This window comes from Rubrivirga marina, from assembly GCF_002283365.1.
Lineage (GTDB): Bacteria > Bacteroidota > Rhodothermia > Rhodothermales > Rubricoccaceae > Rubrivirga > Rubrivirga marina.
In genome coordinates, this window is the sequence record NZ_MQWD01000001.1 from 217431 (window position 1) to 239919 (window position 22489).

A 22489-nucleotide genomic window follows, 5' to 3' on the forward strand; every position below is an offset into this window, starting at 1 on the left:
CGCGAGGACGCTGAAGCCCACGGTCGGCCTGCAGTGGCGGGTTCTACCGCGCCCGCGCCCTAGCCCTCTCGGAGAGCTCCCAGCACCTTCTCGATCCGCCGCCGCCGGGTGTCGGCCGCCTTCGCCCCCTCGACCGAGAGGACGTGCCCCCGCTGTTTGCTGTAGGACAAGGCGTCGAACCGCTCGCGGGCAGCGGGGTCCTCGGCCATCGCGGCCGCGAGGTCGGATGGGACCTCGACCTCCCGCGGCGCCGTGTCGAGCGCCAGCGAGACCTCGACCTCGTCCCCCGCCTCGACCCCGGCCGCCTCGCGGTGCTCCGCGCTGACGGGGAGCATGTACTTGCCGCCCCGGGGAGCGATGGTGCTCCGGTACGAGTACCCGTTGAGGGTGACCCGAACGGGCGGTCGCTTGTGCGAGCCGAGCGCCTCGACGGCATCGGCCGGAACCTCGATTCCGGTCGCGGTCTTGCCGTGGAGTTCCAGACGTGCGGTGAAGGACATAGAGGGTGTGTCAGCGCGGTAGAACAGAGGGCCGCTCAACCGCGAAGGGCTAAGGGCACGGAAGCGGAACTAAGCGAAAGTAGCGCCGACGTTCGGACGAGCCGAGAGCGCTGACGCCCTTCGTCGGCTTGCAGCGGCGGGATCATTCCAATCAGGCAGCCATCCCTGAGATCCCATCCGCCCCCGCCGCCATGACGTACTTCACCGGCCTCGACCTCCACAAGCGGTCCGTCACCGCGACCACCCTCGACGCCGAGGGCGCCGTCGTCGCCACGGCCAAGGTGCCCTGCCGGGCCCCGGCGCTCCGGGCCTACTTCGCCCAGATCCCCGGCGACCACGCGGCCACCGTCGAGTGCACGACCGGCTGGTACTGGGTCAAGGACGCGATCTCCAGCGAGGTACACCTCCACCTCGCCCATGCCAAGGGCGTCAAGGCGATCGCCGCCGCGAAGGTGAAGACGGACGCCGCAGATGCGAAGATGCTGGCCCATCTTCTGAGGACCGACCTGCTCCCCGAGGCCCACATGATCTCCGACGAGATGCGGCCCCTCCGCGACGTGCTCCGGACCCGGCTCCGGCTCGTCGAGCGGAGAGTCGCCGCGCAGAACTCGATCGCCCGCCTGCTGGAGAAGCACAACGTCCGGGACGTGGCCGACCTCGACGCCCTCGGCCAGCTCCAGGCCCAGTGCCACATCGAGCAGGCCGAGTCCTTGCATGCCCAGATCAAGCGGCTGGAGAAGGCGCTCCACCCCCACCTCGTCCCGGACGACGACGTGCAGCGCCTGCTCCGGGTCCCGGGGATCGGGAAGGCGGGCGCGTTCACGGTCCGACTGGAGGTCGATGACATCGCCCGCTTCCCCACCGAGCGCCAGTTCTTCAGCTACTGCCGGCTCGTGCCGGGGGCCGACAACTCCGGCGAGCGGGCCCGGCACAAGCGGAGCCGGGACGGGAATCGGTACCTGAAGCTGGCGTTCTCGCACGCGGCGGTCCGGGCCCTCCAGTACTACCCGGAGGTGAGGGCGTGGTACGGGACGAAGAAGCGGAAGAAGCCGGAGGCCGTCGCCCGCGCGCTCGTCGCCAAAGAGATGGCCCGGATCGTCTATCACGTCCTCCGCAAGCAAGAAGACTTCAACGGCCGGTTCAAAGGGAGACCTCTGAGCCGCGCCAAGAAGGAGCAATGGCCCCTACTCCCGAGCCCGGCCAGCATAACTGGCGCCGGCGAAGGCCCCGTCCTTCGACCGCCCTCGGCGGGAATGGGAGGGGAGTAGGCGTGCCGCCGACAGAGATCTGGGACGACGTGCTGAACGCGTCCGCTGTCGGAGACCGATAGCGAGAGCCCGTTTGGGGGTGTGGCCCGCCGGCGCTCCGCCGGTGGCAGCCCAGCCGATCTAGCAACGCGGTGCCGTAGCTCCAAAGACCGAGCGCCCCGTCAGACGCGGGGTGCAGGAAGAGACTGTCCGTACCTCACCGAGAACGCCCTACTTGACATCTACCTGATTTTGGGGGTTAGGCGGATCGTGGGGTAAGCGTTACCGAAGAATGCCTACGAGACAGTAAAACCGGACAGTAAAGTTCCAGTCCTTCCGCTGTTGCTAACAGTAACAGTCCGGGGGCCGGCAGAAGCTTTGACTTCCACGCTGAGGCGCGCAGAGATCTCCCCGTCGCCAACGACTGTAAAAGACTCTACACATACTCCCGTCCCGAATCCCACGTCAGTAGCGTTCGTGAACTGATCCCCGTAATCGTGACTGTGAGAGCATCGCCAGGCGCTGCCGTGTTGGGGGTGACTTTCTGTGGATATGGCATATCGCAGGAAGGGTAGAGCGAGACGATCAGATCCGCCTAACAGACGGCCGCTCAGCCGCCGAGGGCGACGAGCGGTGAGGCGTGAATTGGCAGGAGGATACGCCACCCTAAATGAAGTTGAGGACGTGGCCGCCCTCGGTCGGCCTGCAGCGGCGGGTTCGGCGGCGCACCACCCGACGGGCGAGGGCCCGATTCCCCGTCCTCCCGCCAGCGCCGAGACCGGAGCGCCGGCGATGCCGCGACCGCCGAGGGGGCGCGGCTGCCCGCGGCGGCGCCGGGCGACGGGCTCGACGCCAGCGACCGAGCGAGGCCCGGTGAGGAGCGGCGGGGCCCGGAGCGAGCGGAGCGCCGCAAACGGAGCGAGCGCCGAGCCCCGGCTTGCGGCGCGGGAGCGAGCGGGAGGGCCGCAGAGCGACGAGCGGGGCCGGACGCTGGCGACGGCCGCCAGCGGGACGGGCCGGCACCCGAGGCAGAGAGCGGGAAGCGTCCGGTTGGCACCGCGCCGCCGAACAGTTGACCGCTCAGCCGCAGCACGCTGACGACTGGCGGTGTGGACGAGGCAACGTAGACACCGCCGCTCGGACGCAGCAAGAACGCTCGCGCGTGCTGTCGGCCTGCAGCGGTGAGTTATACGGCAGCGAAGCAGCCTTACTTGCCGAGGAACTCCGCGTAGCTCTTGCGGACCCAGCTGATGTAAGCGGCACACTCATCAGGAGTCCCATCCTGCACGCGGTCCCTAAACTGAGTAGTCCAATAGTCGCGGCAGAACGTGTCAGCATGGTCGAACCCAGTCTCAGGTCCGTACTTATCGGCCTGCTCGACTGTGTTGTCCTGAGGTAGCCCGATCGCGTCAAGCACGAGATCAAGCAGGTTCACGTCGAAGTACGAGAAGTCGATGTCGGGGTGAAACTTGCCGACCTTGGCCCACTGCTGGTGATCAAGCTGCAGGAGCCTGATCAGCAGCGTCTCACTAGTCATCGGTTCGAGCATGGGGGTTGGGCTGCCGTATAACAGTTGGCCGTTCAGCCGCCCGAGGCGGCACAACCCACAACAGAGCGATGGACGACGAGAACGCGGAGGGGACCGAGGACGCTGGCGCCGAGGGTCGGCCTGCGACGGCGGGTTCTCCCGCCCCGGCGGGCGACCCGCTCCTCCTCGCCCGCCAGTTCATCCGGCGTGTCCAGATGGCGATGGCGGAGGAGGCCCTCTCAGTTGCTTCCGAGCGCCGCCTTGAGATGGGTGATGACGGTCTCTAGGACCGGCGACGCCTCGCCCGTCTGTTCCGCGAACACCTCGGCTACGGCCTCGGGCGTGATCCCGTGGACACGGGCCGCTTGGGCGTACGCGTCCTCAAGCACCCGCGTCGCGGCGAACGGGTCGCGCATGAGGAACGCCATGTACTGCTCCATCACGGCGGCGTACTCGGAGAGGTGCCTCTGAGGGTCGGCCATGTCGGGGTGAGGGGAGGGCCGTTGGGCCCGTGTTCTTTTGGAGACTGAAACGGGGGCAGGGCTGAAAGCCCCACCCCCGGCCCGCTCAGGTGAACAGGCGCTCGGCGATCTGAACGAGGCTCCACAGGCCAGAGGCCCAGAGGAGGAATCGTTCGACGCCTCGCGTCACCTTGTCACGGGACTTCGTCTGCTGATCGTCCACGGGGGTCGAGTTCAGCGACGGAGCGCTCCGCCGGTGGAGGATCCGGTGGCGGATGTGGATTTAACGTGGCCGGTATCTCACCACGGCGCCGTACTCGCACGTGCACGTGCTTTTGGGCGCTGGGCTACACCGTGCGCGGCTGTTGTCAGCCCCACGGCTCTGCGGGATGCCGCCCGCAGGGCTCACCCGTGGCATCGGGTGTCGTGCCCATTTGAGAGCGGGCCGGGGTTCCGGCCCAGGTTCGGCAGGAGAAAGAGCGGCCCCAAGGTAGTCGGTCGCGGGGGGAGGGGCGGAAGAACGAGGGGCCGCTTAGCCGCCGGAGGCGATGGCACGGCGGGTGGACGAGCGAAAGTAGGCGCCTTCGCCCGGACGAGCCAGGAACGCTGAGGCCCCCGGTCGGCCTACAGCGGCGGGTTGGGCCGCCCGGGCTCAGCGCGGGTACACCATCTGGTTCCGCTCTGCATGGACCACGAACACCTCGTCTTCGAGTCGGCTCACCCACCGCTCCTCGCGCCCCTCCGGGACCCCGAAGACGACGAGGTCCTGACCCCGGTACACGTTGACGACGTCGAGCCCGCCTTGGGCCGCGATGAGCGCCCGGACGTGCTCCTCGTCCGCCGCACGCCGGACTACGACCTCGACCCCGTCCCCCCGCCACACCCGCGCCGTGTCGACGAGCGGGTCGGCGGACAGCGCGGCGAGGTAGTCCTCGGGGGCGCCGGAGCGGACGACGGTCTGGACGAGGTACACCGGGGGGAACGCGACCTGCTCGACCTCGATGCTGTGCTCGCGGGCGTACGCCTCAAGAAAGGCCGGCTCGACGTATCGGACCGAGGCAACGACCTCTCCGGGGATGAACGGGTCGTCGGACTCGAAGGCGTCGCACCCAGCGAGGAGCGCCGGAGCGAGTAGGAGTGCGAGAGCGGGGACGGAGCGCACGGTGATCGGGCAGAGGTGAGCCGCAACGGTAGGTCGGACGACGAACCTTGTAAAGTGCCAAGCAGAGCGCCCAACGTGAGGCGGCCCAACAGGGGGCCGCTCAGCCGCCGAGGGCGACGAGCGAAACGGGACGGATCGGCAACAGGATACCCCGATGCCCCCGAAGTCGAGACCGCTTACGCCCTCGGTCGGCCTGCAGCGGCGGGTTCTGCCGCGCGCCCATGGCCCGAGACCGCTCGATGCCTCCCCCGCTCCGACCCGGACGGGGCACGACGCCCGGTGCTCGCGAGACGTCGGCGGCGCGGAGCGCGGCCGGTGCGGGGGGCCGCCAGCGGGTCGGGACGAGCTGAGGCCCGGCGAGCGTCGGCGCGAGCGGGGCCGGACGATAGCTGCGCAGACCGGGCACGCCGGCGACTGGCGAAGCGCGAGCGCGGCAGAACAGGGGGCCGCTTAGCCGCCCGGGGCGACGGGCGGAACGGGTCGACGTGGCAACGTAGACGCCGGCGCGCGGAGCGAAGCAACAGCGCTCACGCCCCGGGTCGGCCTACAGCGGCGGGTTCTACCGCGCGGGGCTACAGCGCGCTACTGCTCCCACGGCGGCGTCTCCGTTCGGTCGCTGACCCGGAAGCTCCCGTAGGCGCAGGTCCCCTGGGTCCCGTCCGGGGTGAACTCCGTCCCGAACCCGTGTGTGACGAACCCCTGGTACCCGTCGCTCACGTCGAGTCTCGCTTCGAGGATGCCCCGGCCTACCACGCACGCTTCAAGCGTGTATTGGCCGATCCCGAGCGCCTCGGCCTCGTACGTCCACGGGAGCGAGACGTTGTCGAACCGGACCGTGTCGCCGGCGGCCGGGGCGACCCCAGGGGCGACGAACACTACGTCCGCCGTGGCCGCAGGGTTGTCGTGCTCGCCGGGGTAAGGGAGGACAGCGATGTCGACGTCGAAGGCCGTAGGGGGGGAGCCCGAATCGCAACCGGCGACGACGAGCAGGGCAGCGGAGAAGGTGAGGAGCGGTCGCATCAATCAAGACTGAGGTAGGGTCCGGGCCCAACCCCTGGCTGCGCCTCCTATTGCAGGAGGGAGCGCGGTAGAACAGGTATTGGGCGTCGCGGGGCCGGATAAAACCAGCGGGCCGCGACGGATAACGTGCGGAGGTTACGTACAAACCCCGTGGCGGTCTAGGGGATACGCCAGCCCCCCGTCTTTATCCGGCCCGACGACGCGTATGCAGAACACGACCCCATACAAGACCCCGACCGGGTCCGCCCCGACCGGGTCCGCCCCGACCGGGTCCGCCCCGACCGGGTCCGCCGTCGCGGAGCCCGGCCCCGGGCGGGACGGCCCTGGGCACGACGGCCGGCTCCTCGACGCCGTCCGCTCCGCCTGCCGCGTCCGGCACTACTCGGTCCGGACCGAGGCCGCCTACGCCTCGTGGGCCAAGCGCTTCTGCCTCTTCCACCGCGACGCCGACGGCCGGCCCCGTCACCCGTCCGACATGGGCGAGCCCGAGGTGGCCGCCTACCTCGGCCACCTCGCCGAACACCGGAACGTCGCGGCGTCGACCCAGAACCAGGCCCTCGCGGCCCTCCTCTTCCTCTACGGCGCCGTCCTCGGCCGGCCCCTCGAGGAGGTCGGCCCGTTCCCCCGGGCCAAGCGGCCGAGACGCCTGCCGGTCGTCCTCACGCGCTCGGAGGTCGCCGCCGTGCTCGGGCGGATGGACGGGACGCCCCGGCTCGTCGGCGCGCTCCTCTACGGGTCCGGCCTGAGGCTCCTCGAGGCCCTCCGGCTCCGGGTCAAGGACGTCGGGCTCGCCGAGGGCCAGATCGTCGTGCGCGAGGGGAAGGGGGACAAGGACCGGGTGACCGTCCTCCCCGAGGCCGTCGTCCGGCCGCTGGCGGCCCAGCTCGACTACGTCCGCGCGCTCCACGAGAAGGACCTCGCCGGCGGCCACGGGTCGGTCTACCTCCCCTCGGCCCTCGCGCACAAGTACCCGTCGGCCGCGACCGAGACGGCGTGGCAGTACGTGTTCCCGGCCGGGCGGCTCTCGGCCGACCCCCGCTCGGGGGCCGTCCGGCGCCACCACCTCACCGAGAGCCCGGTCCAGAAGGCGGTCCGCCGAGCGGCGAAGGCGGCCGGCGTCGAGAAGCCGGTCTCGCCCCACGCGTTCCGGCACTCGTTCGCGACGCACATGCTCGAGCGGGGGGCCGACATCCGGACGGTCCAGGAGCTCCTGGGCCACAAGGACGTCCGGACGACGGAGGTCTACACGCACGTGCTGAACCGGGGCGTCCGCGGCGTCGTGAGCCCGCTCGACACGCTGTAGCGTGGCCGGCCCGGACGAGGCCCATGCTCAAGCCCCGACGACGGCGATCTCGTCCCACCGCGTCGTGTACCGCGGGCTCATCCGCTCGCGCCGCATCTCCCACCGCGGCGCGCCGGTCGAGCCGTCCCGGGTCTTGCGTAGGGCGTTCGGCGGGCCCATCGTCGCGAACGCCACGGCCCGCTTCCCGAACCGCCGGTTGCACGCGTCGACCGCGTCCATGAGCCGGCCCTGCGCCGCCGTCCACTCCGGCGTCCGCTCGTCGGCGTGGAACAGGGCGCCCTGCTCCGTCCCCGCCGGCCGGAGCTCGCCGAGGACGACCCCGGCCTTCCGGTACCGATACGGCCGGCCCCGGTCGTCGGTGCCGACGTACGCCTCGCCCAGCGACAGCAGCGCGGCCCGGATGAGGTCGGGCGTCCGGGCCGAGGCGACCGCCAGCTCGCGCTCGACCCACCCTGTCCGGTGCGGCCCTGGGCCGTGCCCCTTCGTCGTGCAGAACGCGCCGACCCGCCCGGCCACGAGCCCCTCCCGCCTCAGCTTCTCCGCCGCCCGCGCCGCGTGCGTGGCTACGGCCCGACGGATCGTCTCCAGATCCTCGACCGGCTCGCCGAAAGAACGGGAGCGGACCATCGTCTTCCGCTCGACCGGGCCGTCCCCGTCCCGGACGCACGCCATCCCCCGGAGCTCGTAGACCGTCCGCAAGAGGACGACGTTGAACCGCCGCCGGATCACGGCGTCGGGCGCCCCGGCGAGCTTGGCCGCCGTCCCGTACCCGAGGTCCCGGAGCCGCTGGCCCCACCGTCGCCCGACGCCCCACACGTCGCCGACGTCGAGGTCCTCGAGGAACGCCTCCCGGTCGGGGTGGCCGTAGAAGCAGACGACGGGCTCCTCGCCAGCGCGGAGGAGCGTCCGGGCGTACTCGCTCGCCGCCTTCGCGAGCGTCTTCGTCTCGGCCACGCTCACGCGGACGGGGACCCCTGTCCACCGGAGCACGCGCCGCCGGATCTCGCGGGCCGTCGCCTCGGCGTGCTCGCGGAGCGCGTCGCCGGTCCGGCCGCCCGTGGGGAGGTGGACGAACGCCTCGTCGATCGAGTACGGGACGACGTCGGGCGAGACCGTGAGGAGCGTGTCCATGACCCGCCGGCTCATGTCCCCATACAACGTGTAGTTGCTCGAGAACACCCGGGCGCCCATGGCCTCGAGCTCGCGGCGGTGCTTGAAGTACGGGGCGCCCATCGGGATGCCGGCGTCCTTGACCTCCTGGCTCCGGGCGATGACGCACCCGTCGTTGTTGCTGAGCACGGCGACGGAGACGCCTTCCAAGGACGGGTCAAAGACCCGCTCGCACGAGACGTAGAACGCGGAGCAGTCGACGAGGGCGACGAGGCGACGGGGGGTCACGGCTCGCCCCCCGACAGGGCCGCCTCCGAGAGCTCGGCGATCCGGCCGACGTTCTCCCACCGACCGCTCCGCCGGAGGTAGTTCGGGTGGTACGACCGGAACGAGGCCGCGGGGAGGGCCGGGTGGCGGAGGCGGACGAGCTCCCGGGGACCGTGGCCGTCGACGGCCTCGAACTCGACCCCCGGGAACTGGCACTCGATCTCGTCGGCGTACGGCTCGGTAGGCCCGACGAAGAACACGATGACGTGGGGGCGGGCGGCGTCGAGGGCGTGGCGGAGGAGCCCGTGCGGGGGGACGGCCTCCCGGTACAGCCGGCGGACCGACCGGAAGGGCCGCCGGCCATCGACGTCGACCGGGGCGAGGTTGGCCCAGAGGACCGGGGCGCCCTCAACGCCCGTGAGCCCGTCGGCCAGCTCCCACGCGGCCCGCCAGAACGGGGAGTGGGACCGGCCGTGGACGAACCCGTCGGCGGGGTAGTGGGCGAGCTGGGCGTCGACCGTGGGCTCGTCGGGCCACGTCTGCGTCTCCTGCCCGACCACAGCGACGCGGACGGGGGCCCCGCCGAGCCGGTCGGGGATCCGAACGAGGTGGACCCCCGAGGCGCCCTCGGTGGAGGCTGAGGCCTCTCGGAGGCGGGGCCACGCACCCTCGTACACGGACCGGAGCCGGGCGTTGGCGGCGGCGACGTCGAGGCCGGCGGGAACAGAGGAGGGGGGCATGGAGGCGGGGTGCGAGGGGACCACACGCTAAGGGCGCAGGGGAGGCCGTGCGATCAGGCGGCCACCCGGCGGAGCCCCTTCCCGGCCGGGAGGTGGAACCCGACGTGGCTCGTGACCACGCCCCACACGACGAGCTCCTGCCCGTCGTGGAGCTCGATGGGGTCGTGCTCCGGGTTCGCGGCCAAGAGGATGACTCGCTGGCCTCGGCGGACGTACCGCTTGACCGTGAGCTCGCCGTCGACGGCGGCCACGACGATCATCCCCGACTCGGGCTCGACGGCCCGGTCGACGACCAACACGTCGCCGTCGCGGATCCCCTCGTCCCGCATCGACCACCCCTCGGCCCGGCAGAAGAACACGGACGGGGACGAGGCCCCGAGGAGGTCGCGCATGTCGAGCTCACCCTCGGCGTAGTCGTCGGCCGGGCTGGGGAACCCGGCGGCGACGGCCGAGGCGAAGAACGGGAGCCACGGGCCGGGCGGGAGGTCGGCCGCCGTCCCGATGACGGTGACGCGGCCCGAGGGCGGGGGCGGCGGGGGCGTGAGCGAGAGGGACATGGGGGAGAGGTGGGGTCCGCCCTGACGGCCTGAAGGACGGCCTCCCCCGGTGACACCCGTCCCGTCATGGGCCCCCTCGCGCGCCACGCCACCGCCTGACGCGCGGGGACTCGGGCGCGGGGTGGGGTAGGGACCCCGGCCCCGGCCAGCGCGGATTCCGGCGTGAAACCCCGGCCCGGGCCCGGACACCCCTCTCCCGACTCGCGGAGCGGAAACGCCGGTCCGCTCACGCGGAAGCGCCAAACCAAACGGTTCCGGGCCGATTCCGGGGCGGCGGCCGGCCGCGAGACGCCCCCGGACGGCCCGCCCACTGCGGCAAACCGTCCCACGTCGGCCGGGGCCGCGCAGGTGCCCTGGTCCGTGGGGCCCGGGTATTGACGGCCGACCGGAGGGGGCCCGAATCCGGCGCGGCGTCCGGACGCCCACACCGAGTCCCCGGCCCCGGTCGGTCGCCGTTTCGAGGTGGGGGGGGGTCTTCTGTGGGAGCCCCCGCAGAGGTCCCCCTCTCCGACCGAGCGCCGGGACTCGCTCGCCGACGCCCAGGCGTCGACCCCTTCCACGGCGGACCGTCGTCCGCCACCGCCACGGCTGAGGTGCCGTGCGCCATGACCCCCCAACCCCAGGCAGAGGTCCGCCCTGCCGACACGCCGCCCGCGCGGCCCACCGTCCCGCTCCTCCGGCTCCGAGGCCGCGAGCGCCGGGCGATCGCCCCCGAGGCCTGCCTCCTCGGCCCCCGGTGCCTCGTGTGCCGGTGGCGCCGCGAGGGGCTCATCCCCCCGGCCGACCGCTGACCGGGCCCCCTGCCACGTCGGGACTCGCCCGACACCCCCGCGCGGAGGCGCGCGGGCACGCCGCCGACTCCGGCGGCACCCCCACCGCACGCGCCCGACCCGGACTCCCCTGGGCGAGGTGCGCGCGGCAACCCCACCGGCCCACAGGGCCCTCACCATGTCCATCTACTCCCTTCCCGGCCCCGGCGACCAGTGCCTCTGCGGCGCCTACTACGGCTGTCGGTGCCCGCCTGAGCTCGACCACGACGCCTACTACGAGGCGTCGTACGAGGCCGGGTACGACCACTGCACCGCCGACGGGTACTCCGAGCGCCCGCTGACCGAGTGGGTCTACCGCACCGGGTACCGCGTCCGCTACGAGCGCGACGCTGACGGCCGCCGGAGCGTGACGCACGTCATGACGAGCCTCCGGTTCACCGAGTTCACGTGGCGCCACTGGCACCGGACCGAGGCGGCGTACGCCGTGTGGTTCGAGCGCCAGTACGGGTTCGACCTCGCGGCCTACCTCGCCGGCTACGACGACGCGGGCGCCGGCCTGCCGAGCGCGGTCGACGACCCCGACCGTCACGCGCTCTACGCCGAGGCCCTCGACGGCTACGAGCCCGCGCCCGACCTCTACGACGAGCGGCTGGGCCCGTGGCCGGCGGTCGCCGAGGTCGACCCGTGGCTGCCCTTCTAGCGAGGCGCTAGCCACCCACTGCGGCGACCGCCGCGACGGGCCACGGCCCGGGCTCCCAGAGAGCCGAACACACACGACGCCCGCCCCGAGAGATCGAGGCGGGCGTCGCCATGTCTGGCCGGTCGGCTCTGCCGTCGGGCCAGCATCGCCCAGGCCGGAAGGACCGGCCGGGCTTCACGACGCCAGCGCTCTAGAACAGCGCGGCGCCTCAACCACGACAGGGGATGAGGTCCCCACGTCATGTCGAACACCCACGATACCACTCCCGCCGTACGCTCCCAGCACGGCGCCCACACTACGCCCGACGAGACCCGCGCGGCCGAGGTCGCCGCCCAGGCCGGCCGCTGGCTCGCCTTCGCGACCGAGAGGTCCCGGATGCGCCCGGACACGCTCCTCGCGAAGGCCCTCACCTCGGCCACGTTCAGCGCGCTCCACCGGGCCTCGTCGCTGGCCGTCCCGTCGAAGCTGGCCGGGACGTCGAAGCACCAGCGCGCCCTGTGGGATCTCGTCCGGGACCCGGCCGAGCCGTGGGCCGAGCTGCGCTTGGGCGTCACGGCCGAGACGATCACCGCGAGCCTCGGCGACGAGGCCCTCGGCGGGATCCAATCGAAGCACCTCGGGTGGGTCCGCCCGCTCGTCCCGTTCGGGCTCACGGTCCACCTCGCCCGCGTGACGGGGAGCGAGACCGGGGGGTACACGCTCGGGGCCAACGTCGCCTTCGGCCACGTCGGCGAGGCCCTCGACCGGATCCTCGACGCGCTCGGCGACGGATCGTCGGTCAGTGGCGACGGCGCCGCGAGCGCCGAGCCCGAGCCGCCATCCAGCCCGCTCCGCCTCGTCGTCCGGCCCGAGGCCGACGTCCTCCGCCCCGGCTACGACCCCGACGACGTCGTGCTCTACCGCCGGATCGACGGGACGGCCCACGCCTCGGTCCCCCACGCCCCGAGGCACTCGCCGACCGGCATCGAGTGGGGCTACTGCGGGAGCGGACCGGCCGACCTCGCCCGGAGCGTGCTCCTTGCGCTGACCGACGAGCCGACGGCCGAGCGGCTGTACCAGGCCTTCAAGGCCGACGTCGTCGCCCGGGTCCCGCGTGCCGGCGGCGTCCTCCGCGCGGCCGACGTCCGGGTCTGGGTGGCAGCCCAGACCACCCCAGCCGCCTAGCTCACCCATCCACCGACCGAGAGGCCGGCGCTCCCACCGAGGGGCGCCGGCCTCTCTCCATTCCAGACACTCCCATGACCAAGAACCACGCCCCGAACCAGCTCGCCCTCGGCCTCACGACGCCCGTCCTCTCCGCGGCCCAGCGCGACGCCCGGCCCGACCGCCAGGTCCGCCTCGACGCCGCGAAGGCCGTCCTCGCCCGCGGGCTCGCCGGCGTCCGCGACGACCCGGCCGCGCTCCGGGCCTACCTCGCCTTCCGCGCCCGCTTCCATAACTACTCGCCCCGGAACACGCTCCTCATCTGGATGCAGCGCCCGACGGCCCGGCACTGCGCGGGGTTCAAGACGTGGACGAGGCACGGGCGCCGGGTCCGGAAGGGCGAGCGGGGGATCACGGTCCTCGCGCCGATCCTCCGCCGCCCGACGGAGGGCGAGGTCGCGGCGGGCCACGACCCGGATGACCGGGTGCCTGCCGGGTTCCGCACGACGACGACGTTCGACTACGAGCAGACGGAGGCCGTGACCGACGACGCCCTCGTCTACACGCCTCCGATCCCTCGTCTCGACGCCGACGGACCCGACGGGCTCCTCGCCCGGCTCGAGGCCGCGGCCGAACAGATCGGATGCTCGGCCCACTACACCTCGCTCGGGTACGCCGACGGGTGGTACCGGGAGGCCGACCGGACGGTCTGCGTCCGGGCCTCGCTCTCCGGCGCCGACCGGTGCGCGGTCCTCTGTCACGAGCTGGCCCACGCCGTGGCCCACACCGGCGACCGGGAGACGCCGAGGGCCTCGAAGGAGGTCCAGGCCGAGGGCGCGGCCTACGTCGCGCTCGCGGCGCTCGGGCTCGACACGGCCCGGGCGAGCCTGCCCTACCTCAAGGGCTGGGGCGACGACGAGCGGATGGCCGCGGAGCTCGACGCCATCGACCGGATCGCTGGCCGGCTCCTCGCGCTCGTCGACGCCCCCACCGAGGCCGCCAGGTAGACCACCCACTCCCGGGCAGCGCGCCCGGGATCCCACACTTCCGACTACCGACCGACAGGCCGGGCTCCCACCGCGGGGCCCGGCCTGTTGTCGTCTCCGACATCCCCATGACCACCAACCAAGCCCATCACACGAACACGTGTTCGCCCTCCACGCGCCCCGAGCCGACCGGCCCCGGGCACACGCTCGACCTGTTCGCCGAGCCCATTGACCCTCCGCGCCTCGACGTCCCCGTCTTCTCCGTCCGACTGGTCCGGGAGCGGAGCCACGAGACGACCGTCGTCCGGACTCCCGCCGACGCCGCGCGCCTGTGCTGCGAGATGCTCGACGGGTACGACCGGGAGGTCTTCTTGGCCGTCGCGCTGTCCACGGCCACCCGCGTCATCGGCGCCCACGTCTGCCACGTCGGGACGGTCGACGCCTCGGTCGCGAGCCCGCGCGAGGTCTTCCGGTTCTGCTTCCTCTGCAACGCCCGGTCGGTCCTCGTCGCGCACAACCACCCGAGCGGGAACCTCGAGCCGAGCCGGGCCGACGTGGCCGTGAGCAAGCAGCTCCGGGCGGCCGGCGAGGCCGTCGGCGTCGGGCTCGTCGACTCGCTCGTCGTCGGGTACGACGGGCGGTACACGTCGCTCGTCGAGCGCGGCCTCCTCTAGCCGGCCACGGTAGACCCAAGCAAGCGGGGTCACGCGGCCTCCCGCGACGGCGTACGGGGAGACGAGGGGCCGGGGGTTCCCGGACGCTGTTTCCCGGACGGGTTGCCGAACAGGATCGGCCCGATCAGAACCGTTGCGGGAGGACGGCTGGAGAGGCGGCGAAAGGGGCCGTTAACCGGACTACTGTCAGTAAAGCCGAGCGCTCAACCACTCGCCGCCGGACCCGCCCCCGTCGGTCACGTCGGCGGCGCCGGCCACTCGCGCCGGTCTAGCCGGGTCGCCGAAGGCCCGTGCGTCCGCGTTGCGAGCGTGACGGTCACGGCGAAGCGGTACGCCCTACTCGCCGTCCGCTAGCGCGTCGCACACGACGTCGCAGAGCCGCCGGAGCGTCGGGTCGGTGATCCGGTAGTACACGAGGAGCCCGTCCCGGCGGCCGGCCACGACGCCGGCCTGGGCGAGCTGGCGGAGGTGCTTCGAGGTGTTCGCGTGGCTCTGGCCCGTCGCGTCGGCGACCGCGTGGACGGGGAGCTCGTCCGCGTCGTAGAGGGCGCGGAGGAGCCGGAGCCGCGTCGGGTCGCCGAGCAGGCGGAACCGGGCGGCGGCCGCGTCGAGGAGGTCGGCGGGGACGAGGACGTCGGTCGGCATGGGGCGTCGGGGCGTGCCGGAAGGTACGGGGGCTCTTTGTCGTTCCTTCGTGGACCAACTGTTCAACTGACGAGTTGATTGTGCAACCAACCAGTTGAGCACCGCATGTCCCCCCTCCCTTGGTACGTCGCTGGGCCCCTCATCGGCCTCGTCGTCCCGGCCCTCCTCCTGTTCGGCGGCAAGGCGTTCGGCCTCTCGGCCAACCTCCGCCACGCCTGCGCCGCCCTCCCGGTCTCCAACCGGGCCAAGCCGGGCTTTCTCCGCTACGACTGGCGGACGGCCGGGCTGTGGAACCTCGTGTTCGCCGCCGGGATCGCCGTTGGCGGCTTCCTCGGCATCCGCGTCTTCTCGGACCCGTCCGCCGCGATGGGCCTCTCGGCCGACACGGTCGCCGCGCTCGCTGACCTCGGCGTGACCGACCTCACGGGGTTCGTCCCCGCCCAGCTCATCTCGTGGGGCGCCCTCGCGACCCCCGGCGGCGCCCTCATGGTGCTCGGAGGCGGCTTCCTCGTCGGCTTCGGGGCCCGGTGGGCCGGCGGCTGCACCAGCGGCCACGCCATCTCGGGCCTCGCCGACCTCCAGCTCCCGTCGCTCGTGGCCGTCGCCGGCTTCTTCGTCGGCGGGCTCGCCGTGACGCACTTCGTCCTCCCGCTCCTCCTCGGATAGCCATGACCGACTCCGCCCTCCGCTTCCGCCAGTCCGACGGCGCCGGGGACGGCGCCTCGCCCCGCGTCGAGCCCCCCATTGAGTGCCTCGATACCGAGCAGGTGGCGCCCGCGCTCCGCCCGCGCGCTCTCGCCGAGGGCAACGCCCCCCTGGCCCTCGCCGTCTACGGCCTCCTCGGCGCCGCCCTCGGCCTCGTGTTCACCCAGGCCCAGGTGATCTCGTGGTTCCGGATCTACGAGATGTTCCGGTTCGAGTCGTTCCACATGTACGGGATCATCGGCTCGGCCGTGGCGACCGCCGCGCTCTCGATCTGGGTCATCAAGAAGCTGGGCCTCACGACCGTCCACGGCGAGCCCATCCAACTCAGCGCCAAGGCGTGGGGCGGCTCGCGCGTGCCAGGCGCTCGCTACTGGATGGGCGGCGTCACGTTCGGCCTCGGGTGGGCGCTCCTCGGCGCCTGCCCCGGCCCGCTCGTCGCCCTCCTCGGCGGCGGCGTCTCCGTGATGCTCGCCGCGCTCGTGGCGGCCCTCGCTGGGACGTGGACCTACGCCTCACTCCGCGACCACCTGCCCCACTAGCGCCTCCTCTTGCCATGCCCACCTTCGCCCACACCCGCACGCTCGACACAGACCTCGCCGACGCCGAAGAGCGCGTCCGCGCCGCCCTCCAGGACGAGGGGTTCGGCGTGCTGACCGAGATCGACATCCAGGCGACGCTCAAGGCCAAGCTCGACGTCGAGACGGGGCCGTACAAGATCCTCGGGGCGTGCAACCCGCCGGCGGCTCACCGCGCGCTCGAGGCCGAGCCCCTCATCGGGACGATGCTCCCCTGCAACGTCGTCCTCCGCGGCGTGGGCGACGGCCGGACCGAGGTGGCCGCCATCGACCCCGTGGCCTCGATGGCCGCCGTCGAGAACGACGGTCTCGACGAGATCGCGGCCGAGATCCGCGACCGCCTCCGCCGCGCCGTCGACGCCGCCTGACCACCAACACTCAAGAACCCGACCGACCCATGCTGTTCCGACAGATCGCCGACCCCAAGCTCGCCCAGTACGCCTACCTCATCGGTTGCCAGAAGACGGGGCAGGCCCTCGTCGTCGACCCCGAGCGCGACGTCGACCGCTACCTCGCGGCCGCCGCCGAGGAGGGGCTCACGATCACGCACGTGGCCGAGACCCACATCCACGCCGACTTCCTGTCGGGCGCGCAGGCGCTGGCGGAGGCGACGGGCGCCCGCCTCTTCCTCTCGGCCGAGGGCGAGGACGCCGGGTGGGGCTCGGCCTGGGCCCAGGACCGCGACGACGTCACCTTCCTCCGCGACGGCGACACGTTCGAGGTCGGCAACATCGAGGTCCGGGCCGTCCACTCGCCGGGCCACACGCCCGAGCACCTGAGCTACCTCGTGACCGACCACGGCGGCGGGGCGAGCACGCCGATGGGCATCGCCAGCGGGGACTTCGTGTTCGTCGGCGACCTCGGCCGGCCCGACCTCCTCGAGAGCGCGGCCGGCCAGGCCGGCGCTCAGGAGCCCGCCGCGCGGGCCCTCTACGAGTCCGTTCAGCGGTTCCTCGAGCTCGACGACCAGATCCAGGTGTGGCCCGGCCACGGCGCCGGGAGCGCGTGCGGGAAGTCGCTCGGCGCCATCCCCCAGTCGACGGTCGGCTACGAGAAGGACTACAACGGGGCCATCGACGCCGCGCGCCGCGGCGAGGAGGCCTTCGTCGAGACGATCCTCGACGCCCAGCCCGAGCCCCCGCTCTACTTCGGCCGGATGAAGCGGCTCAACCGCGACGGCGTGCCCCCGCTGGCGGCGCTCCCGATGCCGCGCGCCCTCGCCCCCGGCGAACTGGCGGGCCTCCCGGAGGGCGCCGTCGTCGTCGACACGCGGGCCGACCGCTCGGCGTTCATGGCGGACCACCTCCCGGGCGCGCTCTACGCCCCCTTCGACAAGCAGTTCAACACGACGGTCGGGTCGTACGTGACGGACCCCGAGACGCCGGTCGTCCTCCTAATCGCCGAGGCCGACGTCGAGGAGGCCGTGCGCGACCTCGTCCGGATCGGGCTCGACCAGGTCCCGGCGTACGCCACGTTCGAGACGCTCGCGGCCCACGTCCAGGGCGGGGGCGAGACGGCCTCGATCCCCGAGGTCGACTTCGAGGCCGTCCTCGACCGGGAGGCCGGGGCCGCCGTCCTCGACGTCCGCCGCCAGGCCGAGTTCGAGGCCGGCCACGTGCCGGGCGCCACGAACGTCGCCCACACCCGGCTGGCGGATCGCCTCGGCGAGGTGCCCGAGGGCAGCCCGCTCTACGTCCACTGCCAGAGCGGCGTCCGCTCGGCCGTCGCGTCGGCCCTCCTCGCGCGCGAGGGCCACGACGTGGTCTACGTCAACGACGGCTTCCCTCACTACCGTGAGATCGCCGACACGGTCGAGACCGGTGCCCCGGCCGACGCCACCGCCTGACCCTGCCCCCTTCCAACCCCTCCTGTCATGACTGAGTCATTCGTCCGCTTCATGGTCTCGCCCGCCGGGCGCGCTGCCCGCGTGGCCGCCGGCCTCGGGCTCCTCGCCTGGGGCCTCGGCCGCCGCGACACACCCAGCGGCAAGGCCGCCGCTGTGCTCTCCGCCGTCCCGTTCGCCGCCGGCGCCCTCGACGTGTGCGTGCTCGGCCCCGCCCTCGGCTACCCGCTCGAGGGCGACTCCGCCCGCCGCGCGACCTCCTGACCTCTATGCTCTACGCCCTCCTCGGCGCCGTCGCCATCGGGCTCGTCCTCGGCCTCCTCGGCTCCGGCGGCTCGATCCTCACCGTCCCCGTCCTCGTCTACCTCGCCGGCCAGCCCGAGAAGGTGGCGATCGCCGAGAGCCTCGCCATCGTCGGCGCGATCGCGGCGGTCGGGGCGCTCCCGTACGCCCGCCAGAAGCTTGTCGACTGGCACTCGGTCCTCTACTTCGGCGTCCCGGGCATCGTCGGGACGTACGGCGGGGCGTGGCTCGCGAAGTGGGTGCCCGGCCCGGTCCAGCTCGTCCTGTTCGCCGTCGTGATGCTGCTGGCGGCCGGGCTCATGTTCCGGGGCCGGAAGGCGCCGGCCGAGGGCGAGGTCCGCGAGCGCCAGCCGCTCTGGCTGATCGCCGTCGAGGGCCTGTTCGTGGGTGTGCTGACCGGGCTCGTCGGCGTCGGGGGCGGGTTCCTGATCGTGCCGGCGCTCGTGCTCCTGGGGGGGCTCTCGATGCGCTTGGCCGTCGGGACGAGCCTCCTCATCATCGCGGCCAAGAGCGCGGCCGGCTTCTTCAAGTACGTCGACGTGCTCGCCGAGGCGGGGCAGGCCGTCGACTGGCGGCTCATCGGCCTCTTCGCGGCCATCGGCATCGCCGGCTCGTTCGTGGGCAACGCGCTGAGCCAGCGCGTCCCGCAGGCCCAGCTCAAGCGCGGGTTCGCCGTCTTCCTCGTGGTCATGGGCGTGTTCATCTTGGTCAAGGAGGCGCCCGGCGCGTTCGCCCCGGCGGAGGCCGCCGCCGCCCCGCTGGCGGCCGTCGCCAGCGCGGACACGGTCGAGGTCCCGCGGCTCTCGCCCGCCGAGGCCGCGGCCTACCTCAAGGCGACGCCCGAGTCCCAGGTCCTCGACGTCCGCCGGCCGGCCGAGGCGGCCCTGAGCGGGCGGCTGGCGGCGGCCGTCCTCGTCGACGTGAGCGTGCCCGGGTTCGGACCGCGGGCGCTCGCCGTGCTCGACCCCGCCCGCCCGGTCGTCGTGTACTGCCGGTCGGGGCAGCGTGCCGAGCGCGCGGCCCAGGTCCTGGCCGGCCTCGGCTTCGCCGACCTGTACAACGCGGGCGGCTACGAGGCGCTCGCCGCGGCCGGCCTCCCCGTGCGTCCCGGCGCCCGGTGACCCCCGCCTCCCCTGACTCCCCTTGCCATGTCCTTCCTCTCCCGACTCATGGGCTCCTCCTCTGACCTCTCACCCGCCGACTTCGTCGCCCAGCGCGACGCGTCCGCCCCCGTCCTCGACGTCCGCACGCCCGGTGAGTTCGCCGAGGGTCACCTCGCCGACGCCGTCAACGTGGACGTGATGGCCCCGGACTTCCGCCAGAAAGTGGAGGCCCTGGGCCTCCCCAACGAGGGGCCGGTCTACCTCTACTGCCGCTCGGGCAACCGCTCGGGCCAGGCGGCCGGGATCCTCCGCGAGATGGGTCACGAGGGCGCCGTCAACGTCGGTGGCTTCGACGCCCTCGCCCGCGCCGGTGCCGAGACGGCCTAGACCCCTCCCCCCATGGCCGACAAGTTCCAGACCGAGGTCCTCGACAAGAGCCACGACAAGCCCGTCGTGGTCGACTTCTGGGCCCCGTGGTGCGGGCCGTGCCGCGTGCTCGGGCCGACCATCGAGAAGCTCGCGCGCGTGAGCGGCGGGGCCTGGCGCCTCGTCAAGATCAACGCCGACGCGCACCCGGCGCTGACGCGGCGGTACGGCGTGCGGGGCATCCCGGCGGTCAAGCTGTTCGTCGACGGCGCCGTGGCGGCCGAGTTCACCGGCGCCCTCCCCGAGCCCGAGATCCGCCGTTGGCTCGACGCCCACCTCCCGGCGTGATCGACCTGGCCGCCCTCCAGACGACGCAGGCCGTCGCCGCTCTCGCCGGGCTGGCGGCCCTCCTGCTGCTCGAGAGCGCCCACCCGTTCTTCGAGCTGTTCCGGGCCCGCCGCGAGCGGAGCCGCCACCTCGTGCGCAACCTCGTGTTGGGGGCGATCAACAGCGTGATCGTGGCCGTCGTGTTCGCGGGCCTCTGGGTGGCCGCGGCGGTCTGGGCCGAGGCCCGGGGCCTCGGGCTCTTGAACGCCGTGGGGCTTCCGCCGTGGGCCCACGCGCTCGGGGCCGTCCTCGCCCTCGACGCGTGGACGTACGCGTGGCACCGGATGAACCACCGGGTCCCGTTCCTGTGGCGGTTCCACCGGGTCCACCACTCGGACGCCCAGATGGACGTGACGACCGCCAGCCGCTTCCACACGGGTGAGATCGTGCTGTCATCGCTCCTCCGCCTCCCGCTCATCGTGGCGCTCGGGGTCTACGCCTGGGAGCTGGTGCTGTACGAGACGCTGATGTTCGCCGTCGTCCAGTTCCACCACGCCAACGTGGCACTCCCTCCGCGCGTCGAGGCCGTCGTCAACAAGGTGATCGTGACGCCGACGATGCACAAGGTCCACCACAGCCGGTGGCAGCCCGAGACGGACTCGAACTACAGCGCCATGCTCTCGGTGTGGGACCGGCTGTTCCGGTCGTTCCGCCAGCGCGAGCGGCCCGACGAGATCCGCCTCGGCCTCGACGCCTGCGACGACGACGCCTTTCAGTCGGTGGCCGGCATGCTCCGGACGCCATTTGCTCACGCGACGCCCCCGGCTCCACCCCGCCGGACGCCTCACCGCAATAACCCTCACACCGGCGACGTAGCTTGACCCCGTGACGACGCCCCGCCCCCGCCCCGCCCGATCGGCCCGCGCCCTCGCGGCCCTGCTGGTCCCCCTGGTCGCGCTCCCCGCGCTGGCCGGGCTCGTGGTGTGCCAGGGGCCCGACGGGCCGACGACGTCGTGGGGCGAGCGCCCCTGCCCGAAGCGGCAGTCGGCGACGCCGGTGGCCGTGGCCGACGACGGCGCGCTCGTCGCGTGCGTCGTCGTCCCCGACGCCGACCCCGCGCCGCTCGCGACCGCGCCCGACCTCCGGGCGCCCGGGCCGCTGGCGGTGGCCGCCGTGGCGACGCACGTCCCCCGGCCAGCGGAGGCGCCGGTCGCCCTCCCGAGCGGGCCGCGGGGCCCGCCCCCCGGCGCCCTCCGCGCCCTCCGCACCGTCGTCCTGCGGGTCTAGACGGACCGACGCCGACCGCCCTCATGGGTGGCCGGCCGCTCGTGTTCGCCGTCTACCGACCCAACCCGCAGGACCCATGGACCGCTTTACCGTCACCGCGTCGGCCGTCGCCGGCGTGGGCCTCCTCGCCGTCGTCGCCGCCGCGGCGATGACGCCCGCCCCCTCTACCCCTCCGCCCCCCGTCGCCAGCGCACCGGCGCCCGACTTCGCCCTCGCGACCGCGTCCGGCGCCACGTTCCGGCTCTCCGAGCACCGCGGCGAGGTCGTCGTCCTCAACCTCTGGGCCACGTGGTGCCCCCCGTGCCGCCACGAGATCCCGGACTTCGTCGAGCTCTACGACGAGTACCGGGACGACGGGCTGACCGTCGTCGGCGTGTCGCTCGACGAGGACGGCTGGGACGCCGTCCGCCCGTTCGCCGAGGAGATGGGGGTGACGTACCCCGTCGCCGTCGACGACGGGACCGTCGACGGGCTCTACGGCCCGACCGTCTCGCTCCCGACGACGTTCGTGATCGACCGCGAGGGGAACGTGGCCCACTACGTCCCGGGGATGATCCTCCGCGACGACCTGGAGCCGCTCCTCCGGCCGCTCCTCGACGCCGACCCGACGCCGTCTGAGACCGCGTCGTCATGACCGCGCGCCGCCTCACGCCGGGGCGGCGGTGGCGGCGGGTCGGCGACGGGCTCCTCTGGGGCCTCGTCATCGTCATCGCCGTCGTCGCCGTCCGCCGGCTCGTCCCCGACCTCGACCTCCCCGACCTCGGGCCCGCGCCGGACGTGACGGTCGCCGCCCTCGACGGGACGCCCCACGGCCCGGCCGACTACCGCGGCCAGGTCGTCGTGCTCAACGTGTGGGCCACGTGGTGCCCGCCGTGCGTCGTCGAGACGCAGGGGTTCGTCGACCTCCAGGCCGAGTTCGCGGGCGACGTCCAGTTCCTCGGGCTCTCGCAGGACGAGGACCCCGGGGCCGTCCGCGCCTTCGCGGAGCGGCACGGGGTGGACTACCCGCTCCTCGTCGGGGCGCCGCTCGACGGGAGGCTGCCGCCGACGGCCGTCCTCCCCACGACCTACGTCATCGACCGCGACGGGCGGGTCCGGATGCGCCACGAGGGGCTCCTCCTCGAGCCTGCGCTCCGGTCGGCTCTCCGCGACCTCGTCTCCGAATAG

The 22489-nt window shown here is 73.0% G+C and carries 28 protein-coding genes and 1 pseudogene; 20 read left to right on the forward strand and 9 right to left on the reverse strand.

Annotation, left to right across the window (positions count from 1 at the left end; all coding sequences use genetic code 11):
- Positions 1–59: 59 nt before the first annotated feature.
- Complete coding sequence (locus tag BSZ37_RS00750; protein WP_095508710.1) at positions 60–500, reverse strand: YdeI/OmpD-associated family protein; 441 nt, start codon at positions 498–500, stop codon at positions 60–62.
- A gap of 191 nt (positions 501–691) precedes the next feature.
- Between BSZ37_RS00750 and BSZ37_RS00755 the strand changes: the two genes are divergently transcribed.
- On the forward strand, positions 692–1768 hold the full coding sequence (locus tag BSZ37_RS00755; protein ID WP_095508711.1) for an IS110 family RNA-guided transposase: 1077 nt from the start codon (positions 692–694) through the stop codon (positions 1766–1768).
- A 1186-nt stretch (positions 1769–2954) separates the two neighbouring features.
- On the opposite strand, the gene BSZ37_RS00760 is transcribed toward BSZ37_RS00755, so the two are convergent.
- The 4 genes from BSZ37_RS00760 to BSZ37_RS00775 all read right to left on the reverse strand — a co-directional run bounded on the left by BSZ37_RS00760 (position 2955) and on the right by BSZ37_RS00775 (position 5918).
- The gene (locus tag BSZ37_RS00760) at positions 2955–3296 is read right to left on the reverse strand and encodes a hypothetical protein (RefSeq protein WP_095508709.1); all 342 of its coding nucleotides are present in this window, start codon (positions 3294–3296) and stop codon (positions 2955–2957) included.
- Positions 3297–3514: 218 nt separating this feature from the next.
- Positions 3515–3757: a hypothetical protein gene (locus BSZ37_RS00765; RefSeq protein WP_095508712.1), complete on the reverse strand. Its 243-nt coding sequence runs from the start codon at positions 3755–3757 to the stop codon at positions 3515–3517.
- Positions 3758–4388: 631 nt separating this feature from the next.
- Positions 4389–4898 (reverse strand): hypothetical protein, encoded by a 510-nt coding sequence (locus BSZ37_RS00770; protein WP_095508713.1) that lies wholly within the window; start codon positions 4896–4898, stop codon positions 4389–4391.
- Positions 4899–5480: 582 nt separating this feature from the next.
- Positions 5481–5918: a hypothetical protein gene (locus BSZ37_RS00775; protein ID WP_095508714.1), complete on the reverse strand. Its 438-nt coding sequence runs from the start codon at positions 5916–5918 to the stop codon at positions 5481–5483.
- A gap of 205 nt (positions 5919–6123) precedes the next feature.
- Between BSZ37_RS00775 and BSZ37_RS00780 the strand changes: the two genes are divergently transcribed.
- The gene (locus BSZ37_RS00780; RefSeq protein ID WP_095508715.1) at positions 6124–7221 is read left to right on the forward strand and encodes an integron integrase; all 1098 of its coding nucleotides are present in this window, start codon (positions 6124–6126) and stop codon (positions 7219–7221) included.
- Between the two features lie 27 nt (positions 7222–7248).
- Here BSZ37_RS00780 and BSZ37_RS00785 read toward each other — a convergent pair whose 3' ends face one another.
- Genes BSZ37_RS00785 through BSZ37_RS00795 form a run of 3 tightly spaced genes read right to left on the reverse strand, consistent with a single transcriptional unit; the run spans position 7249 to position 9895 of the window.
- Complete coding sequence (locus tag BSZ37_RS00785; protein WP_095508716.1) at positions 7249–8619, reverse strand: Y-family DNA polymerase; 1371 nt, start codon at positions 8617–8619, stop codon at positions 7249–7251.
- Positions 8616–9338 (reverse strand): hypothetical protein, encoded by a 723-nt coding sequence (locus tag BSZ37_RS00790; protein ID WP_095508717.1) that lies wholly within the window; start codon positions 9336–9338, stop codon positions 8616–8618. The genes BSZ37_RS00785 and BSZ37_RS00790 overlap by 4 nt, the downstream gene beginning before the upstream one ends.
- Before the next feature lie 53 nt (positions 9339–9391).
- Positions 9392–9895: a LexA family protein gene (locus BSZ37_RS00795; RefSeq protein ID WP_095508718.1), complete on the reverse strand. Its 504-nt coding sequence runs from the start codon at positions 9893–9895 to the stop codon at positions 9392–9394.
- A 605-nt stretch (positions 9896–10500) separates the two neighbouring features.
- Here BSZ37_RS00795 and BSZ37_RS00800 point away from each other — a divergent pair.
- The 5 genes from BSZ37_RS00800 (at position 10501) to BSZ37_RS00820 (ending at position 14168) form a co-directional block, all read left to right on the forward strand.
- Positions 10501–10686 (forward strand): hypothetical protein, encoded by a 186-nt coding sequence (locus BSZ37_RS00800; protein WP_095508719.1) that lies wholly within the window; start codon positions 10501–10503, stop codon positions 10684–10686.
- Positions 10687–10843: 157 nt separating this feature from the next.
- Entirely contained in the window at positions 10844–11365 is a 522-nt protein-coding gene (locus tag BSZ37_RS00805) for a hypothetical protein (RefSeq protein ID WP_095508720.1), read from the forward strand.
- 240 nt (positions 11366–11605) lie between these two features.
- A complete protein-coding gene (locus tag BSZ37_RS00810) occupies positions 11606–12529 on the forward strand; it encodes a DUF6166 domain-containing protein (protein ID WP_095508721.1) in 924 nt (307 codons plus the stop codon).
- 74 nt (positions 12530–12603) lie between these two features.
- Positions 12604–13515: an ArdC-like ssDNA-binding domain-containing protein gene (locus BSZ37_RS00815; protein ID WP_095508722.1), complete on the forward strand. Its 912-nt coding sequence runs from the start codon at positions 12604–12606 to the stop codon at positions 13513–13515.
- A gap of 107 nt (positions 13516–13622) precedes the next feature.
- The gene (locus BSZ37_RS00820) at positions 13623–14168 is read left to right on the forward strand and encodes a JAB domain-containing protein (RefSeq protein ID WP_095508723.1); all 546 of its coding nucleotides are present in this window, start codon (positions 13623–13625) and stop codon (positions 14166–14168) included.
- Between the two features lie 336 nt (positions 14169–14504).
- On the opposite strand, the gene BSZ37_RS00825 is transcribed toward BSZ37_RS00820, so the two are convergent.
- Positions 14505–14813, reverse strand: coding sequence for an ArsR/SmtB family transcription factor (locus BSZ37_RS00825; RefSeq protein ID WP_095508724.1), 309 nt, complete (start codon positions 14811–14813; stop codon positions 14505–14507).
- A gap of 105 nt (positions 14814–14918) precedes the next feature.
- Between BSZ37_RS00825 and BSZ37_RS00830 the strand changes: the two genes are divergently transcribed.
- The 13 genes and pseudogenes from BSZ37_RS00830 (at position 14919) to BSZ37_RS00885 (ending at position 22489) form a co-directional block, all read left to right on the forward strand.
- Entirely contained in the window at positions 14919–15479 is a 561-nt protein-coding gene (locus tag BSZ37_RS00830) for a YeeE/YedE family protein (protein ID WP_095508725.1), read from the forward strand.
- Between the two features lie 2 nt (positions 15480–15481).
- The gene (locus BSZ37_RS00835; protein ID WP_218830355.1) at positions 15482–16057 is read left to right on the forward strand and encodes a YeeE/YedE thiosulfate transporter family protein; all 576 of its coding nucleotides are present in this window, start codon (positions 15482–15484) and stop codon (positions 16055–16057) included.
- 14 nt (positions 16058–16071) lie between these two features.
- A complete protein-coding gene (locus BSZ37_RS00840) occupies positions 16072–16461 on the forward strand; it encodes a DUF302 domain-containing protein (protein WP_095508726.1) in 390 nt (129 codons plus the stop codon).
- Between the two features lie 29 nt (positions 16462–16490).
- The gene (locus tag BSZ37_RS00845; RefSeq protein ID WP_095508727.1) at positions 16491–17939 is read left to right on the forward strand and encodes an MBL fold metallo-hydrolase; all 1449 of its coding nucleotides are present in this window, start codon (positions 16491–16493) and stop codon (positions 17937–17939) included.
- A 27-nt stretch (positions 17940–17966) separates the two neighbouring features.
- Complete coding sequence (locus BSZ37_RS00850; protein WP_218830356.1) at positions 17967–18200, forward strand: YgaP-like transmembrane domain; 234 nt, start codon at positions 17967–17969, stop codon at positions 18198–18200.
- Between the two features lie 5 nt (positions 18201–18205).
- Positions 18206–18961: pseudogene (locus BSZ37_RS22745) on the forward strand (sulfite exporter TauE/SafE family protein); the annotation flags it as partial.
- Positions 18935–19360 carry a rhodanese-like domain-containing protein gene (locus tag BSZ37_RS22750; RefSeq protein WP_425442612.1) on the forward strand — a complete coding sequence of 142 codons (426 nt, stop codon included), beginning with the start codon at positions 18935–18937 and terminating at the stop codon, positions 19358–19360. The pseudogene BSZ37_RS22745 and the gene BSZ37_RS22750, both read left to right, overlap by 27 nt.
- A gap of 27 nt (positions 19361–19387) precedes the next feature.
- Complete coding sequence (locus BSZ37_RS00860) at positions 19388–19729, forward strand: rhodanese-like domain-containing protein (protein ID WP_095508728.1); 342 nt, start codon at positions 19388–19390, stop codon at positions 19727–19729.
- Positions 19730–19741: 12 nt separating this feature from the next.
- Positions 19742–20056, forward strand: a complete 315-nt coding sequence (locus BSZ37_RS00865; protein ID WP_095508729.1) for a thioredoxin family protein — start codon at positions 19742–19744, stop codon at positions 20054–20056.
- Positions 20053–20916, forward strand: a complete 864-nt coding sequence (locus BSZ37_RS00870; RefSeq protein WP_095508730.1) for a sterol desaturase family protein — start codon at positions 20053–20055, stop codon at positions 20914–20916. Before BSZ37_RS00865 ends, BSZ37_RS00870 begins: the two co-directional genes overlap by 4 nt.
- Positions 20917–20920: 4 nt before the next feature.
- The gene (locus BSZ37_RS00875) at positions 20921–21322 is read left to right on the forward strand and encodes a hypothetical protein (RefSeq protein WP_095508731.1); all 402 of its coding nucleotides are present in this window, start codon (positions 20921–20923) and stop codon (positions 21320–21322) included.
- A gap of 76 nt (positions 21323–21398) precedes the next feature.
- Positions 21399–21956 carry a TlpA disulfide reductase family protein gene (locus BSZ37_RS00880; protein WP_095508732.1) on the forward strand — a complete coding sequence of 186 codons (558 nt, stop codon included), beginning with the start codon at positions 21399–21401 and terminating at the stop codon, positions 21954–21956.
- Positions 21953–22489 carry a TlpA family protein disulfide reductase gene (locus tag BSZ37_RS00885; protein WP_095508733.1) on the forward strand — a complete coding sequence of 179 codons (537 nt, stop codon included), beginning with the start codon at positions 21953–21955 and terminating at the stop codon, positions 22487–22489. The genes BSZ37_RS00880 and BSZ37_RS00885 overlap by 4 nt, the downstream gene beginning before the upstream one ends.